This is a genomic window from Pseudomonas kermanshahensis (genome assembly GCF_014269205.2).
Classification (GTDB): Bacteria; Pseudomonadota; Gammaproteobacteria; order Pseudomonadales; family Pseudomonadaceae; genus Aquipseudomonas; species Aquipseudomonas kermanshahensis.
Window position 1 is genome coordinate 863,030 of the sequence record NZ_JABWRY020000001.1, and the last position, 14,549, is coordinate 877,578.

At 62.6% G+C, this 14,549-nt stretch carries 15 protein-coding genes; 11 read left to right on the top strand and 4 right to left on the bottom strand.

From position 1 onward, the window contains the following. The first annotated feature begins 9 nt into the window (after positions 1-9). The 6 genes from ispF (at position 10) to rpoS (ending at position 5,103) form a co-directional block, all read left to right on the top strand. Positions 10-483 (top strand): 2-C-methyl-D-erythritol 2,4-cyclodiphosphate synthase, encoded by a 474-nt coding sequence (ispF, locus tag HU764_RS03975; protein ID WP_027595815.1) that lies wholly within the window; start codon positions 10-12, stop codon positions 481-483. Then, positions 480-1,538, top strand: a complete 1,059-nt coding sequence (truD, locus tag HU764_RS03980) for a tRNA pseudouridine(13) synthase TruD (RefSeq protein ID WP_186702961.1) — start codon at positions 480-482, stop codon at positions 1,536-1,538. Before ispF ends, truD begins: the two co-directional genes overlap by 4 nt. Further along, the gene (gene surE, locus HU764_RS03985; RefSeq protein WP_027595817.1) at positions 1,526-2,275 is read left to right on the top strand and encodes a 5'/3'-nucleotidase SurE; all 750 of its coding nucleotides are present in this window, start codon (positions 1,526-1,528) and stop codon (positions 2,273-2,275) included. Before truD ends, surE begins: the two co-directional genes overlap by 13 nt. A gap of 35 nt (positions 2,276-2,310) precedes the next feature. Continuing rightward, complete coding sequence (locus HU764_RS03990; RefSeq protein ID WP_172960402.1) at positions 2,311-2,949, top strand: protein-L-isoaspartate(D-aspartate) O-methyltransferase; 639 nt, start codon at positions 2,311-2,313, stop codon at positions 2,947-2,949. A gap of 186 nt (positions 2,950-3,135) precedes the next feature. After that, complete coding sequence (locus HU764_RS03995; RefSeq protein WP_186702962.1) at positions 3,136-3,987, top strand: peptidoglycan DD-metalloendopeptidase family protein; 852 nt, start codon at positions 3,136-3,138, stop codon at positions 3,985-3,987. A gap of 108 nt (positions 3,988-4,095) precedes the next feature. Then, positions 4,096-5,103 (top strand): RNA polymerase sigma factor RpoS, encoded by a 1,008-nt coding sequence (gene rpoS, locus HU764_RS04000; protein WP_027595820.1) that lies wholly within the window; start codon positions 4,096-4,098, stop codon positions 5,101-5,103. Between the two features lie 630 nt (positions 5,104-5,733). On the opposite strand, the gene fdxA is transcribed toward rpoS, so the two are convergent. Together fdxA and mutS are read right to left on the bottom strand one after the other, a co-directional pair. Next, entirely contained in the window at positions 5,734-6,057 is a 324-nt protein-coding gene (gene fdxA / locus HU764_RS04005; protein ID WP_186676057.1) for a ferredoxin FdxA, read from the bottom strand. A gap of 140 nt (positions 6,058-6,197) precedes the next feature. After that, complete coding sequence (gene mutS / locus HU764_RS04010; protein ID WP_186702963.1) at positions 6,198-8,771, bottom strand: DNA mismatch repair protein MutS; 2,574 nt, start codon at positions 8,769-8,771, stop codon at positions 6,198-6,200. Positions 8,772-8,903: 132 nt separating this feature from the next. On the opposite strand from mutS, the gene HU764_RS04015 reads away from it, so the two are divergent. The 4 genes from HU764_RS04015 (at position 8,904) to recX (ending at position 12,225) form a co-directional block, all read left to right on the top strand. Then, positions 8,904-10,025, top strand: a complete 1,122-nt coding sequence (locus HU764_RS04015) for a hypothetical protein (RefSeq protein WP_225935611.1) — start codon at positions 8,904-8,906, stop codon at positions 10,023-10,025. A gap of 54 nt (positions 10,026-10,079) precedes the next feature. Next, positions 10,080-10,562, top strand: coding sequence for a CinA family protein (locus HU764_RS04020; RefSeq protein WP_099453151.1), 483 nt, complete (start codon positions 10,080-10,082; stop codon positions 10,560-10,562). 103 nt (positions 10,563-10,665) lie between these two features. Continuing rightward, entirely contained in the window at positions 10,666-11,733 is a 1,068-nt protein-coding gene (recA, locus tag HU764_RS04025; RefSeq protein ID WP_027595825.1) for a recombinase RecA, read from the top strand. Between the two features lie 21 nt (positions 11,734-11,754). After that, positions 11,755-12,225 (top strand): recombination regulator RecX, encoded by a 471-nt coding sequence (recX, locus tag HU764_RS04030; RefSeq protein WP_027595826.1) that lies wholly within the window; start codon positions 11,755-11,757, stop codon positions 12,223-12,225. A 230-nt stretch (positions 12,226-12,455) separates the two neighbouring features. Here recX and HU764_RS04035 read toward each other — a convergent pair whose 3' ends face one another. Next, positions 12,456-13,574, bottom strand: a complete 1,119-nt coding sequence (locus tag HU764_RS04035) for an LOG family protein (RefSeq protein ID WP_085272753.1) — start codon at positions 13,572-13,574, stop codon at positions 12,456-12,458. A 303-nt stretch (positions 13,575-13,877) separates the two neighbouring features. On the opposite strand from HU764_RS04035, the gene HU764_RS04040 reads away from it, so the two are divergent. After that, positions 13,878-14,090 carry a hypothetical protein gene (locus HU764_RS04040; protein ID WP_085272754.1) on the top strand — a complete coding sequence of 71 codons (213 nt, stop codon included), beginning with the start codon at positions 13,878-13,880 and terminating at the stop codon, positions 14,088-14,090. Positions 14,091-14,092: 2 nt separating this feature from the next. Here HU764_RS04040 and HU764_RS04045 read toward each other — a convergent pair whose 3' ends face one another. Further along, a complete protein-coding gene (locus tag HU764_RS04045; protein WP_027595829.1) occupies positions 14,093-14,512 on the bottom strand; it encodes a quorum-sensing-regulated virulence factor family protein in 420 nt (139 codons plus the stop codon). Between the last annotated feature and the right edge of the window lie 37 nt (positions 14,513-14,549).

A 14,549-nucleotide genomic window follows, 5' to 3' on the forward strand; every position in this document is an offset into this window, starting at 1 on the left:
CGTTTTTCTATGCGTATTGGCCACGGCTACGATGTGCACCGTTTCTGCGACGGTGATTTCATTACCCTGGGCGGGGTCCGTATCCCCCACAAACACGGCCTCCTGGCCCACTCCGACGGTGACGTGCTGCTGCACGCCCTGAGCGATGCCTTGCTGGGCGCTGCGGCGCTGGGTGATATCGGCAAACACTTCCCCGACACCGACCCGCAGTTCAAGGGTGCCGACAGCCGTGCCTTGCTGCGTCATGTGGTCGCTATCGTCCAGGCCAAGGGCTGGAAGGTGGGCAATGTCGACGCCACCATCGTTGCCCAGGCGCCGAAAATGGCGCCGCACATCGAGACCATGCGCCAACTGATCGCCGAAGACCTGCAAGCCGAGCTCGACCAGGTCAACGTCAAAGCGACCACCACTGAAAAGCTGGGCTTCACCGGCCGTGAGGAGGGGATTGCCGTGCATGCGGTCGCCCTGTTGCTGCCAGCATGACCGAACTGGAACTGCTGGGCCCGCGTGCATCGGGTGAAGCGCTGGGCACTGCGGTGCTCAAGGCCGTGGCTGAAGACTTCCAGGTCGACGAGGTGCTGGATATCCCGCTGTCGGGCCAGGGTGAGCACCTATGGCTGTGGGTCGAAAAGCGCGACCTCAACACCGAAGAAGCGGCCCGCCGACTGGCCCGCGCCGCAGGCGTCCCGGCCCGTTCGATCAGCTATGCCGGCCTCAAGGACCGCCAGGCCCTGACCCGTCAGTGGTTCAGCCTGCACCTGCCTGGCAAGGCCGACCCGGACCTGTCGCGTGCCGAGGATGCCAGCCTGCGCGTGCTCAAGCAGGTGCGTCACCAGCGCAAGCTGCAGCGTGGGGCGCATTCGGCCAATGGCTTCACCCTGCGCCTGACGGCACTGGCAGCTGATCACGCTGCGCTGGACGCGCGCCTGGAGGCGCTCAAGCAGCACGGCGTGCCGAACTACTTCGGCAGCCAGCGGTTTGGCCATGGCGGCGGCAACGTCCATGACGCGCTCGACTGGGCGGCCCGCAAGGCGCTGCCAGAGCAACGCAATGTGCGTTCGCGTTTGCTTTCGGCAGGGCGCAGCTACCTGTTCAACCAGATTCTCGCCGCCCGTGTTACCGACGGCAGCTGGGCCCGTGCGCAAGTCGGGGACCTGTTGGCCTTCACCGATAGCCGTAGTTTCTTTCCCGCGACCGAGCAGGAATGTTCCGATCCGCGCTTGGCCATTCTCGACCTGCATCCCACCGGTGCGCTGTGGGGCGAGGGCGAAACGCCCGCCACAGGCGCCACTGCCGCGTTGGAAAGCGCAGTTGCCGCGCGGCAGCCGGCACTGTGCCATTGGCTGGCCCAGGCGGGCATGGATCACGAACGGCGCATTCTGCGGCTCCCTATTGGCGGCCTGACGTGGCATTATCCCGAGCCTGATATCCTGCAACTGGAATTCGTCCTTCCGGCCGGATGCTTCGCCACCGTGGTGGTGCGCGAAGTCGTGGATCTGGTGCCGGTAGGGCAGACGGACAGCCCATGCGTATTCTGATTTCGAACGACGACGGTGTTACCGCACCTGGCCTCGCCGCGCTGCACGCTGCGCTGGTGGATTATGCCGAGTGTGTGGTAATCGCCCCGGAGCAAGACAAGAGTGGCGCCAGCAGTTCGCTGACGCTGGACCGGCCGCTGCATCCGCAGACCCTGGCCAACGGTTTCATCAGCCTCAATGGCACGCCGACCGATTGCGTGCACCTGGGGCTCAATGGCCTGTTGCCGCAGACCCCGGACATGGTGGTGTCGGGGATCAACCTGGGCGCGAACCTGGGCGACGACGTGCTGTATTCGGGCACCGTCGCCGCTGCGTTGGAAGGCCGCTTCCTGGGCAACACGTCGCTGGCGTTTTCGTTGCTCTCGCGTCAGCCGGACAACCTGCCCACGGCGGCGTACATCGCCCGCCGGCTGGTGGAGGCGCAGTCGCGTCTCACACTGCCGCCGCGCACCGTGCTCAACGTCAATATCCCCAACCTGCCGCTGGAGCACATCCGCGGCATCCAGCTGACCCGCCTCGGTCACCGGGCGCGGGCGGCGGCGCCGACCAAGGTGGTCAACCCGCGCGGCAAGGAGGGGTACTGGATTGCCGTGGCCGGCGATGCCGAAGACGGTGGCCCGGGCACGGACTTCCACGCGGTGATGCAAGGTTATGTATCGATCACACCGCTGCAGCTTGACCGCACCTTCAACGATGCTTTCGAACAGCTCGACGGTTGGCTGGAGGGCCTGCTCTGATGCGTGAGGACGATATGTTGCGCCGGGGTATCGGCATGACCTCCCAACGGACCCGGGAGCGGCTGATCCAGCGCCTGTGCGAAGAAGGCGTGGCGAACCCCAAGGTGCTCGACGCGATCCGCCGCACCCCGCGCCACCTGTTCGTCGACGAGGCCCTGGCGCATCGCGCCTATGAAGACACGGCGCTGCCGATCGGCCACAACCAGACCATCTCGCAGCCGTTCATGGTTGCGCACATGAGCGAGCTGCTGCTTGAGGCCGGGCCGCTCGACAAGGTGCTGGAGATCGGCACGGGCTCCGGCTACCAGACGGCGATACTTGCCCAGCTCGTGGAGCGGGTGTTCTCGGTGGAGCGCATCAAGGTGCTGCAGGATCGCGCCAAGGAGCGCCTGGTAGAGCTGAACCTGCGTAACGTGGTGTTCCGCTGGGGCGATGGTTGCGAGGGCTGGCAGGCGCTGGCACCCTACAACGGCATCATCGTCACCGCCGTGGCGCCCGAGGTGCCACAGGCACTGCTCGATCAACTGGCGCCGGGGGGGCGCATGGTGATTCCGGTGGGCCCGGCAGGCGAAACACAGCAGTTGATGCTGATCGTGCGTGAGGAGCATGGGTTCTCCCGGCGTGTGCTAGGCGCCGTGCGCTTCGTGCCATTGCTCAATGGCCCGCTGGCCTGAACCACGGAATATTTACGCCAGCGACGAATTCTTGCGCCATTGCCCTGTCTATCTGGCGGGGTGATCTGCTATAGCACGAGTGGCCTTTGCAGCCGTCCACCCAATACAGGTGGGCTCGGTTATAATTGCAACAATATTGCATTTCTTATCGTTATTTCGGTATTCGGCACCATGAGGGGAGCGCGGGTGGGTCACACAGTCATTCGGCAGCGCAAGGAATGGGCGGGCTTCAAGCTTCTGGTGATTGCACTGGCCATGGGCACCTTGCTGGCGGGTTGTTCCAGCACCAGCTCGACAAGCGCGCGGGTGGTCGACCGTAACAATGCAGCGCCCAAACGGCCGACGGTGACCTCCGGTCAGTACATCGTCAAGCCGGGCGATACGTTGTTCTCCATCGCCTTCCGTTACGGCTGGGACTACAAGGAGCTGGCCGCCCGCAACGGCATCCCGGCGCCTTACACCATTCGCCCTGGCCAGCCGATTCGCTTCAGCAGCGGCGCCACGGGTAGCACCACGGTGGTATCCAACCCTTCGTCCTCGAGTAAAACCACGGTCATTCGTCGCCCCGTTGGTAGCACCGCCCCGAGCGGTAGCACCAAGCCGGCTACGACGGCCCCGACAACCAGTGCACCAGTGGTCGCCACCGTGCCGGCCGCAGAGCGCGCGGTAGGCGGTTGGACCTGGCCGGCCAACGGCGTGCTAATTGGAAAATTTGCTTCAAACGGTAGTTTGAATAAAGGCATTGATATCGCCGGTGATTTGGGACAGCCTGTTTTTGCTGCGTCTGATGGTGCAGTGGTCTACGCCGGGAGTGGCTTGCGGGGCTACGGCGAGCTGATCATCATCAAGCACAGCGATACCTACGTCAGTGCCTACGGTCACAACCGCAGGCTGTTGGTTCGGGAGGGGCAGCAGGTCAAGGCTGGGCAGTCGATTGCTGAAATGGGGTCCACGGGCACTGATCGGGTGAAGCTGCATTTCGAGATTCGCCGCCAGGGCAAACCCGTCGATCCGCTCCAGTTCCTGCCACGTCGTTGATTGTTGTACCTGGCCTGTTCCTCTGATGTAGAGGGGACAGGCTCCAGCGCTGCCAGGGATACAGGTGCCGCTCGAGTCTGAGTTCGAACTCAGCAAAGGACTATAACAATGGCTCTCAATAAAGAAGCGCCGGAGTTTGACATCGACGATGACGTCCTCCTGATGGAGACGGGCATCGTTTTGGAAACGGATGTGGTGTCAGACGAACCTGCTGTATCTTCGGTTCGGACAAGGGCCAAGACCGGCTCTTCGCTCAAGCAGCACAAGTACATCGATTACACTCGGGCACTTGATGCTACTCAGTTGTACCTCAATGAGATTGGATTCTCGCCTCTGCTGTCGCCAGAAGAGGAAGTGCATTTTGCGCGCCTGTCGCAAAAAGGCGACCCCGCCGGCCGCAAGCGCATGATCGAAAGCAACCTGCGCCTGGTTGTGAAAATTGCCCGTCGTTACGTGAATCGTGGCCTGTCGTTGCTCGACCTGATCGAGGAGGGCAACCTGGGGTTGATCCGTGCGGTCGAGAAATTCGACCCGGAACGTGGTTTCCGGTTCTCGACCTATGCGACCTGGTGGATTCGCCAGACCATCGAACGGGCGATCATGAACCAGACCCGTACCATTCGCCTGCCGATCCACGTGGTCAAGGAGCTCAACGTCTACCTGCGCGCTGCGCGGGAGTTGACCCAAAAGCTTGATCACGAGCCCTCGCCAGAAGAAATCGCCACCCTGCTGGAGAAGCCTGTCGCTGAGGTCAAGCGGATGCTGGGGCTGAACGAGCGAGTGTCTTCGGTGGATGTTTCGCTCGGGCCGGACTCGGACAAGACCCTGCTCGATACCCTTACCGATGACCGCCCGACCGACCCGTGTGAGCTGCTGCAGGACGACGACCTGTCGCAGAGCATCGATCAGTGGCTGGGTGAGCTGACCGACAAGCAGCGTGAGGTGGTGGTGCGCCGCTTTGGCCTGCGTGGGCATGAGAGCAGCACCCTGGAAGATGTTGGCCTGGAGATCGGCCTGACGCGTGAGCGTGTACGGCAGATCCAGGTAGAGGGGCTCAAGCGCTTGCGCGAGATCCTCGAGAAGAATGGCCTGTCTAGCGAGTCGTTGTTCCAGTAACAAGCTGTTCGCCAGCATAAGACGCCCCGATAGCCTCGGGGCGTTTTTGTGTGCGCGGTGCAGCGCAGAATAACGCGCCTCCCTGTAGGAGCAGCCTTGTGCTGCGAAGAGGCCGGTGGCAACAGTGCAAATTCGCGGTGGGGTCACCGGCCTCTTCGCAGCACAAGGCTGCTCCTACAGGGGGATGCGCAGGTCAGAAGCCAGATTTGCCATCCAGCATTTGTGTACCGCGCCACCCCAGTAACATCGGGTGTAAGAGATCGCTTACTTGTTTTGTAAGCTATCTATGCAACCAACAGTAAATCATTGTCGTTTTCAGCTCTGCCGTAATCCTAACTTACTGAAAATCATGGATTATTTGGATGTGAGGAAAAGTGTCCGCGGTAATATCTTGAGAGGTGCCTCGGTTGTCTCGCCCGCTGAAGTCGCTAGTATTCGAACTGTGCACACGGACATGCACAGGCTTTCAGGGAGAAGGCCAAGGACATCGCAAGAAGCGATTTCATCAGGATGATGTTTGGGACAATCAGGGACTACGGAAAAAAATGTGGGCGGGTCATACCGCCCCTTTTTTTTGCCTGCTGAAAATGAAAAAAGGCCCGAATGGGCCTTTTTCGTATCCGCGCGCTATCAGCGCTCCAGATCTGCAATCTTGCCAGTCTTGCCATCCCACGCTTCAGCGTCCGGCAGGGCGTCCTTACGCTCGGTGATGTTTGGCCAGATTTCCGCCAGTTCGGCGTTCAGCTCGATGAAGTTTTCCATGCCCGATGGCACTTCGTCTTCCGAGAAGATGGCTTGCGCTGGGCATTCCGGCTCGCACAGTGCGCAGTCGATGCACTCGTCCGGGTGGATGACCAGGAAGTTCGGGCCTTCGTAGAAGCAGTCCACCGGACAGACTTCCACGCAGTCGGTGTATTTGCATTTGATGCAGTTGTCGGTGACGACGAAGGTCATTTCTAGTTCTCTCCTCAGGCGACGGCGGCGGCCCTTCCTCTCGGGGCCGCGCGGTTTACGGGTATGTGGCTGCAGGCCAGGCTAATAACCTGCAGCACCAGCAAACCGCGGCGGATTCTACCAGCTTGTAGTGGGCGCCGTTATAACAGGTTCTTTAGTTGATATAGCATTTCGATAGCTTGGCGCGGGGTCATGTCGTCCAGGTTCAGCTTACCCAGCTTCTCGATGGCCGGGTGCGGCAGGCTGGCGAACAGATCGCTCTGGTGCGGGACGTGTGGCTCATCCTTGGCCTGCTTGCCCAGCGGCTGCTCGTGCGGCAGGCTCGCGGTTTCCAGGCGGCCCAGGTGCTCGCGGGCGCGCTGAATGACCGGGGTGGGCACGCCGGCCAGTTGTGCCACGGCCAGGCCGTAGCTTTGGCTGGCAGGGCCTGGCAGCACATGGTGCAGGAAGACGATGCGCTCGTTGTGCTCGGTGGCGTTCAGGTGCACGTTGGTCACCAACGGCTCGTTTTCCGGCAGTACAGTGAGCTCGAAGTAGTGCGTGGCGAACAGCGTGTAAGCACGCAACTGGGCCAGGCGCTCGGCGGCGGCCCAGGCCAGCGACAGGCCGTCGAAGGTGCTGGTGCCGCGGCCGACTTCGTCCATCAGCACCAGGCTGCGGTCGGTGGCGTTGTGCAGAATGTTGGCGGTTTCACTCATCTCGACCATGAAGGTCGAGCGCCCGCCGGCCAGGTCGTCACTGGAGCCGATGCGGGTGAAGATGCGGTCGACCAGCGACAGCTCGCACTGGGCTGCCGGCACGAAACTGCCGATGTGCGCCATCAGCACGATCAAGGCGGTCTGGCGCATGTAGGTAGATTTACCGCCCATGTTCGGGCCGGTAATGATCAGCATGCGGGTGCTGTTGTCCAGGTTCAGGTCGTTGGCCACGAACGGCGTGGTCAGCACCTGCTCGACCACCGGGTGACGGCCCTGGTCGATGCGCAAGCACGGCTCGTCGACGAAGCGAGGGCAGTTCAGGTCGAGGTTCAGGGCTCGCTCGGCGAGGTTGCTCAGCACGTCCAGTTCGGCCAGGGCGGCAGCGCTGTCTTGCAGCGGTGCCAGGTGGCTGATCAGGGTTTCGAGCAGGGCATCGTAAAGCATCTTCTCGCGGGCCAGGGCGCGGCTCTTGGCCGACAGTGCCTTGTCCTCGAACGCCTTGAGCTCTGGGGTGATGAAGCGCTCCGCACCCTTGAGGGTCTGGCGGCGAATGTAGTCGCCCGGGGCTTGTTCGGCCTGCTTGGTCGGCAGCTCGATGAAGTAGCCATGCACGCGGTTGTAGCCGACCTTGAGATTGGCCAGGCCGGTACGGGCTTTTTCACGGGCTTCCAGGTCGATCAGGAACTGGCCAGCGTTCTCGCTGATCGCCAGCAACTCGTCCAGCTCATTGTCGTAGCCGGCCTTGAGCACGCCGCCGTCACGGATTACCGCGGGCGGGTTGTCGATGATCGCCCGCTCCAGCAGGCTGGCCAGCTCTGGGTAAGTGCCGGTAATGGCGGCCAGGCGCGCCAGGTGCGGGGCTTCCAGCTCGGCCATGGCGTTTTGCAGCTCGGGCAGGGCGCCGAGGGCATCACGCAGGCGTGCGAGGTCGCGTGGGCGGGCATTGCGCAGGCCGATACGGGCGAGGATCCGCTCGATATCGCCAATTTCCTTGAGCTGCGGCTGCAGTTTTTCGAAACGGTAGCCGTCGAGCAGGCAACGGATCGAATCCTGGCGCGCCTGCAGGACCTTGAGGTCACGCAGTGGGCGGTTCAGCCAGCGGGTCAGCAAGCGGCTGGCCATGGCGGTCTGGCAGCGGTCGATCACCGACTGCAGGGTATTGTCGCGCCCGCCCGCCAGGTTGACGTCCAGCTCCAGGTTGCGGCGGCTGGCGCCATCCAGGATGACCGTGTCGTCCAGGCGCTCGTGGCGCAGGCTGCGCAGGTGCGGCAGGGCGGTGCGCTGGGTTTCCTTGGCGTAGGTCAGCAGGCAACCGGCGGCGCCGATGGCCAGGGTCAGCTTGTCGCAGCCAAAGCCTTTGAGGTCCTTGGTCGCGAATTGCTGGCACAGGGCCTTGCGCGCCGAATCGCGGTCGAAGTCCCACGGGGCGCGGCGGCGCGCACCAGGGCGTTTTTCGGCCGGCAGGTCGCGTGGCCAGTCGTCGGGGATCAGCAGTTCGACCGGGTTGAGGCGGTCGAGCTCGGCCAGCAGGTTTTCCCAGCCTTTGATCTCTTGCACGCCGAAGTTGCCACTGGTGATGTCCAGCACCGCCAGGCCAAACAGGCGTTCATCGCCCAGCAGCGCGGCAATCAGGTTGTCGCGGCGCTCGTCGAGCAGTGCTTCGTCGCTGACCGTGCCGGGGGTGATGATGCGCACCACCTGGCGCTCTACCGGGCCCTTGCTGGTTGCCGGGTCGCCAATCTGTTCGCAGATCACCACCGATTCGCCGAGCTTGACCAGTTTGGCCAGGTAGCCTTCCAGCGAATGGAACGGAATGCCGCACATGGGGATGGACTGGCCGGCCGACTGGCCGCGCGCGGTCAGGGTGATATCCAGCAGTTTTGCGGCTTTCTTCGCATCTTCGTAGAAGATCTCGTAGAAATCGCCCATGCGGTAGAACATCAGCTGGTCCGGGTGCTGGTTTTTCAGCTTCCAGTACTGCTGCATCATCGGGGTGTGTGCGGAGAGATCTGACATTCAGGGCCTTACAGCGGGTGATCTGGTTGGCGATGGTAAAACCGGCAATGGTACAGGCTTTTTCATCCAGATGCAGGCGGCCGCAGTGGGGCATGTGCGCGCAGTTCGGCGGGCCATCATGGAGCTTCGTCCTTGACTGCACTAGAATGCGCGGCCTTTTTGAATGCCCCTAGCCGTGACGTAGTGATGAACCTGTCCAGCCGTATCCCTTATGTAAAGCAGCAACTGATCTACCTCCTGTACGGTGATCGGCGGATTTACCAGCTGGAAGCCAAGCTCAGCATCCTCACCGCCCTGGCGCGCTGCAAGCCGGCGGAGCTGCCGGTGATTCGTGTGTTGACCGACCAGCCGCAGGCATTCGCCGGTTGGCCGGTAGAGGTGATCGCGCTGGATGACGCGACCCTGCAGGCCTGGACCGGGGAGGGCGGCTACACCCATCGGCGCAAGGCCTGCGCCATTGCGCAAGCTGGGCAGTGGGCGGACAAGACAGTGTTCATCGACACCGACACGGTGTTCCTGCAGTCACCGCTGAAGCTGTTTGGCCAGGTGGATGCCGGGCAGTACCTGGTGGACGAGGTCGAGATGCGCTGGGCCGAGGCGTCGCACCGTGAGGACTACCTCGGCTTCAGCGCAGGGCTTGCGCGTGCGGGCGCTGTGCCGAGCGACGACCTGCGGCTGTGCAACAGCGGTGTCCTGGGCTTCACCCGTGAGAATGCCGGCATTGCCGAACGGGCCATCCAGCGCATCGATGCATGGACGCCTTACGCCCGTGAGTTGCACACCATCGAGCAGATCGCCTTTTCGTTCGAGTTGCAGGGCGTGCAGATCAACCAGGCGCGTGGCGTGATCAGCCACTACTTTGCGATGAAGCAGTACATCCACGCCATTCTGGAGATTTTCTTCGCCCGCCACGGCGAGCGCTTTACGCCGAAGATGCCTGGCCTGGCCTTGAAGGTGCCTGCGCATCGCCCGGTGCCATCCTGGCTCAACCGCCTTTCGGTCAAGTGGAGCCTTACGCGCGTGCCCCCAGAGCTCCGGGGTGTCGGCCGCAAGCTTTTATATGGCAGTGTCATCGGCCGCGACGATTACCAGCGCGCCTGCAAGGTGGTCTGGTGGCGTTCGGCGATTGAGGACATGCGCCATTTGCGTGGCCTGGACTGGACCCAGGGCTGGCCAGCGGGCCTGCCGCGTCTTGGGCGGCGCGACGAGCGTGCGTTCAGCGCCATTGCCCGCGATAGCCTGAAGGTTTCCTGAAGCCGCGCCGCGCATGGGGTGGTAGGGTAGTGCGCAGTCTTCAAGGAGCCTGACATGGACCCGATCACCGCACTTTCCGCCCGCCTGGGCGAGCACCTGCGCCGCCTCAATGCCCAGGTGACCACCGCCGAATCCTGCACGGGCGGTGGCATCGCCGAGGCCATTACCCGCATCCCCGGCAGTTCGGCCTGGTTCGAGGCCGGGTACGTGACCTACTCCAATGCCCAGAAGACCCGCCAGCTGGGGGTGCCCGCGGCACTGTTCGGCCAGGTGGGGGCGGTCAGCCAGGAGGTGGTCGAAGCCATGGCCCGCGGCGCGCAGGCGGCCAGCGGCGCGCGCTTTGCGGTGGCGGTGAGCGGTGTGGCCGGGCCGGACGGTGGCTCGCCGGCAAAACCGGTGGGTACCGTGTGGCTGGCCTGGGCCGATGGCAGCCGTGTCTTCAGCGAGCGCCGCCAGTTCGACGGCGACCGTGATGCGGTGCGCCGACAAACTGTGATCGCCGCGTTAGACGGCTTGTTACAGCTTGGTGCCGAGTAAATCGACGACAGGGGTTTGCGCGCGCGCTTCGCTGTGGAATAATACTGGCTACTTATACAGGTATTCCGGCCATCAGGGCCAAGTCGAACACGTGAGGGTTTCAATGGACGACAACAAGAAACGCGCCTTGGCTGCGGCCCTGGGTCAGATCGAACGCCAATTCGGCAAAGGCGCAGTCATGCGCATGGGCGACCACGAGCGCACCGGCATCCCGGCTATCTCCACCGGTTCCCTGGGCCTGGACATCGCCCTCGGCATTGGCGGCCTGCCAAAAGGCCGTATCGTCGAAATCTACGGCCCGGAGTCATCGGGTAAAACCACGCTGACCCTGTCGGTCATCGCCGAAGCCCAGAAGAATGGCGCCACCTGCGCCTTCGTCGACGCCGAGCATGCCCTTGACCCGGAATACGCCGGCAAGCTGGGCGTCAATGTCGACGACCTGCTGGTGTCGCAGCCAGACACCGGTGAGCAGGCGCTGGAAATCACCGACATGCTGGTGCGCTCCAACGCGGTCGACGTGATCATCGTCGACTCCGTGGCAGCCCTGGTGCCCAAGGCCGAGATCGAAGGCGAGATGGGTGACATGCACGTAGGCCTGCAGGCTCGTCTGATGTCCCAAGCGCTGCGCAAGATCACCGGTAACATCAAGAACGCCAACTGCCTGGTCATCTTCATCAACCAGATCCGTATGAAGATCGGCGTGATGTTCGGCAGCCCGGAAACCACCACCGGCGGTAACGCCCTGAAGTTCTACGCCTCTGTGCGCCTGGACATCCGCCGTACCGGCGCGGTCAAGGAAGGCGACGAAGTGGTCGGCAGCGAAACCCGCGTCAAGATCGTCAAGAACAAGGTCTCGCCGCCGTTCCGTCAGGCCGAGTTCCAGATCCTCTACGGCAAGGGTATCTACCGCAACGGCGAAATCATCGACCTGGGTGTTTCTCAGGGGCTGGTGGAGAAGTCCGGTGCCTGGTACGCCTACCAGGGCAACAAGATTGGCCAAGGCAAAGCCAACGCCGCCAAGTACCTGGCTGAGAACCCGGCCATTGGTGCCGAGATCGAGAAGCAGATCCGCGAGAAGCTGCTCAAAGCCGGTGCTGCCGCCGAAGCGGGCAAGGCTGCCGCTGCCGAAGCCAGTGCTGACGACGTGGCTGATGCCGACGCCGGTTATTGATCACTGTTGTAGATAGCGACTATGTCCGCCGTACTCGACACCCCCGTCGCCATTCGGCGGACAGCCATGGACCTGCTCGCGCGACGTGAGCATGGTCGCGTCGAGCTGACGCGCAAACTGCGTCAGCGAGGCGCTCTGGATGAGATGATCGAGCCTGAGCTCGATCGGCTCGCCGAAGAAGGGCTGCTCAGCGAAGCCCGCTACCTTGAAAGCTTCATCAGGTACCGCTCCAATTCCGGCTATGGCCCTGCGCGTATACGCGAAGAACTGGGCCAGCGTGGCCTGGACCGTGGCGATATCGATCAGGCGTTACGGGAAAGCGGTGTGGATTGGGCGCAGCGTTTGATGGATGTCTGGCAACGCAAGTTTGCCGGGCAACGCCCGCATGACCCCCGCAGCCGTGCCCAGCAAACCCGATTCCTTGCCTACCGTGGGTTCTCCCTGGAAATGATCGGCCGCCTGCTCAGTGGTCGGGATCTCGACGACTACTAAAACGGTGTGAGAGCCGGCTTCGCCGGTGAACGAGGGCACGCCAGTCCCCACAGGTGCGCCGCTAGACTTGGAGGTTACACAGTTCGGGTGGGAGCAACTGTCTTGCGCAATTTCTAAAAATTGACGCACGTGGGAGCGGGCTTGCCCCGCGAACACCGGCGAAGCCGGTGCCATGCACCGCGTAGCCCCATTCGCGGGACAAGCCCGCTCCCACAAGGTAGCTGTAAGCCTCAACTAACCTTCAACGCCTCCCTGGCCCGCTGAGTCGTGTGCATAGGCTGAGGCTTGGCCCAGTTCTCTGGCAGGTTGATAAAGTCCACCAGTTCGCGCAGGCGGCCCTGGTCGCGGCCGTTGAAGGCGAACGACAACCGAGTCAGATGGCTGAAATTACCCACCTCGTGTTCCGCGCCGCTGTCGGCGTGCTGGTGGTATTTGCCGCTCAGGCGCAAATCGGCGAAGCCCTCCTGGATGTCGTACAGCGCCGCCTCGCTGAGCGGGTGATGCATGCGGATCACGAATTGGTTTTTCAGCCAGCGGCTGGAGTGGTAGTTGCTGTAGAACTGGTTGATTTCCTCCACCGCCTCATCGGCGCTGTGCACCAGGCGCACCAGCTTGAGGTCGCTGGGCAGGATGTAGCGGTTTTCTTCGAGCTGACGGCTGATGAAATCGAGGCAGTCGCGCCAGAAGGTACCCCCGGGTGAGTCAAGCAACACCACCGGCACCAGCGGGCTCTTGCCGGTCTGTATCAGCGTGAGCACTTCGAGTGCTTCATCCAGCGTGCCGAAGCCGCCAGGGCAGAGCACCAGCCCATCAGCCTCCTTGACGAAGAACAACTTGCGAATGAAGAAGAAGTGGAACGGCAGCAGTTTGTCGGTGCCGTCCACCGTGGGGTTGGCATGCTGTTCGAACGGCAGGGTGATGTTGAAGCCCAGGCTGTGATCGCTGCCGGCCCCTTCATGCGCTGCCGCCATGATGCCGCCGCCAGCGCCGGTGATGACCATCAGGTCGGAGCGTGCCAGGGTGGCGCCCAGTTCACGGGCCAAGGCGTACATCGGGTGTTCCAGCGGGGTTCGGGCCGAGCCGAACACCGTGACCTTGCGACGGCCCTTGTAGCGCTCCAGGGCGCGGAATGAATGATCAAGCTCGCGCAGCGCCTGCAGGGTGATCTTGGCGCTCCAGCGATCCGTGTCGTCGTGGGCCATGCGCAGGATGGTCAGCATCATGTCCCGGTACAGCGGCAAGTTGGGGCTGTTTGGTGCAACCAGTTGCAGCTGTTCGTCAATCTTGCTCAGGTCGATGTTGTTGTCCCTGAAGTGATTGAACAACAGCTCGTTGGGTTGGTAAGGCATTCAACGTCTCCTTCTGCAGCAAAACCTCTGACCGGGTCGATGGTGTGTCCCGGCCGCGACACTGCGTGCGTCGCTGGCTGCTCAGGCTCGAGTGTGTATCCCGAGCGTTGCAGTAGGCCTTCAAGGCCATGGTGCAGTGGCAAAAATCCATCTGGGCGTTTTTGGCGCTCTCGCTATCAATCTAGACCGTTGCGCCTGATCGTGCCGAAGTGATGGCGAACGCCGCTCGTCGGCGCGCAGCCTATGGGGGTGAGGGTTTGATTAACTGGGAAAGCGAATCGTATCGATGCAGGAGGTGGCGGTATGCATCGCTTGACCATCGAAGTGGACCGGCAGTTGTATCAGCAGCTGGAACATGCAGCTCAGGTGCATCACCTGAGCCTTGAGGCAGAGTGCCGTCGCAGGCTTTCGGGGCTGGAGTGCCAGTCACGCTACCTGCAAGCGCTTCTGGCAGAGTTGCGCGCCGATGCCGAGGAGGAGCAGTGGCGCGCCCCTGATGACCACCCCGTGGTCTAGGTTTACTTCTTCTTGCTGCCCGCGACGCAGCTGGCGGCGTCAAATGCCTGGTCCATGACTGGCTGGTTGGTCTTGTAGACCGTGAAGCGATAGACCATGACGGCGCCCTTGGACATCAAGTTGCGGAAGCCGCTGTTACGGCAGACGCTGTCGCCCAACTGGCTGCGTACTTGCTCGGGGTTTGCCTGCATGCGCTCGGCGTGGCTCTGGCGCACGCTCAGGTGGTTGACCAGCGCCTTGCCTTCGACGGTATAACCCTGGTCGAGGATGTCTTCGTTGATGGCGCGCGGCGTGCCGACGCTGCTTTCCGTAGCGACCTTCTGCAGCATCTTGTTCAGGTCGTAGTCCTGTTTGGACGCCGCCTGGGCCGCCAGGGGCAGGGTGAGCAAAAGGCTCAGGGTCGGGACGATAAGACGCAGCATGTATCTCTCCTGGTTCAATGACTGGCGGTTTGACATG

Bases quoted from the DNA above. Each gene is read 5' to 3' on its own strand.
- ispF (WP_027595815.1), top strand. From the start codon at position 10: ATGCGTATTGGCCACGGCTACGATGTGCACCGTTTCTGCGACGGTGAT.
- truD (WP_186702961.1), top strand. From the start codon at position 480: ATGACCGAACTGGAACTGCTGGGCCCGCGTGCATCGGGTGAAGCGCTG.
- surE (WP_027595817.1), top strand. From the start codon at position 1,526: ATGCGTATTCTGATTTCGAACGACGACGGTGTTACCGCACCTGGCCTC.
- HU764_RS03990 (WP_172960402.1), top strand. From the start codon at position 2,311: ATGACCTCCCAACGGACCCGGGAGCGGCTGATCCAGCGCCTGTGCGAA.
- rpoS (WP_027595820.1), top strand. From the start codon at position 4,096: ATGGCTCTCAATAAAGAAGCGCCGGAGTTTGACATCGACGATGACGTC.
- fdxA (WP_186676057.1), bottom strand. From the start codon at position 6,057: ATGACCTTCGTCGTCACCGACAACTGCATCAAATGCAAATACACCGAC.
- mutS (WP_186702963.1), bottom strand. From the start codon at position 8,771: ATGTCAGATCTCTCCGCACACACCCCGATGATGCAGCAGTACTGGAAG.
- HU764_RS04020 (WP_099453151.1), top strand. From the start codon at position 10,080: ATGGACCCGATCACCGCACTTTCCGCCCGCCTGGGCGAGCACCTGCGC.
- recA (WP_027595825.1), top strand. From the start codon at position 10,666: ATGGACGACAACAAGAAACGCGCCTTGGCTGCGGCCCTGGGTCAGATC.
- recX (WP_027595826.1), top strand. From the start codon at position 11,755: ATGTCCGCCGTACTCGACACCCCCGTCGCCATTCGGCGGACAGCCATG.
- HU764_RS04035 (WP_085272753.1), bottom strand. From the start codon at position 13,574: ATGCCTTACCAACCCAACGAGCTGTTGTTCAATCACTTCAGGGACAAC.
- HU764_RS04040 (WP_085272754.1), top strand. From the start codon at position 13,878: ATGCATCGCTTGACCATCGAAGTGGACCGGCAGTTGTATCAGCAGCTG.
- HU764_RS04045 (WP_027595829.1), bottom strand. From the start codon at position 14,512: ATGCTGCGTCTTATCGTCCCGACCCTGAGCCTTTTGCTCACCCTGCCC.